Source organism: Thalassospira sp. MCCC 1A01428 (assembly GCF_002115825.1).
Classification (GTDB): Bacteria; Pseudomonadota; Alphaproteobacteria; order Rhodospirillales; family Thalassospiraceae; genus Thalassospira.
In genome coordinates this window covers 1-808 of record NZ_JFJZ01000149.1, presented here as the reverse complement: position 1 = coordinate 808, position 808 = coordinate 1, and the positions used below count along the sequence as shown (strand labels likewise).

At 51.6% G+C, this 808-nt stretch carries 1 protein-coding gene; it reads right to left on the bottom strand.

The annotated features are described in order from the left end of the window. Positions 1-808, bottom strand: an 808-nt coding sequence (locus tag THS27_RS26330; protein WP_139835777.1) for an FAD-binding protein, incomplete at both ends; no start/stop codon positions are given.

Sequence of the window (808 nt, the reverse complement as noted above, 5' to 3'; positions counted from 1 at the left end):
ATCACCGGGTTGAACCGCGTTATTGAAGTTCGAAACAGTTTGCTCCAACACATCGGGGTCCAGGCCGATTTTTTCGGCCAGTTCCTTAATGGTATTGGCAATAACGGCGGGGAATACCGGGGGCATGAAGCCGCCTTTGGCTTTTTGGTCAATGATCACATGGGCGACCTGCCCTGGCTGATCTGCGACCAGTCGTCCCCAAATGGCATAGCGTTTGGGCCAGAAATCTTCACCTTCGTCGTAAAAACGCTTGGCATTTTCATTGACCACAATACCAAGCGACACACAATCAACGCGGGTGCAAATGCCGCCATCAAATTTTGGCGCGCGCCCGTCAATGGCAACGGCATGGCACTGATTGGGTTCCCCGATCTGGCTGGCACCATTATCAAGCAGCATCCTTAAAAGATCGCCTCGATTATAAGGTGTGCCGCGGATCAGGAAATTTTCGGCGATGTCGCCCCAGGCTTCTTTAAGCCATTCAATATTGGCTTCAAATCCGCCCGCGGCCGCAATAAACGCCGTGGCTGAAACAGTGTCATCCCTGATACGAAGGCTTTTAAATTCGCCATTCCGGATATCGATGCCGGTTACCATTGCATCATAGTGAATTTCGATGCCCAGTTTTTCAGCGTGGCGATAAAGCGCATTTAGCAGTTGTTTTCCACCCCCCATGAAAAACGCGTTTGTCCGCCCCAGGTGTAAAGTGCCGCCAAGGGGTGGTTGAAACTGTACGCCTCGTTCTTCAAGCCAACTGACCGCCCCGGCAGATTTGCGCAATGTCATACGGGCAAGTTTTTCATTGGTT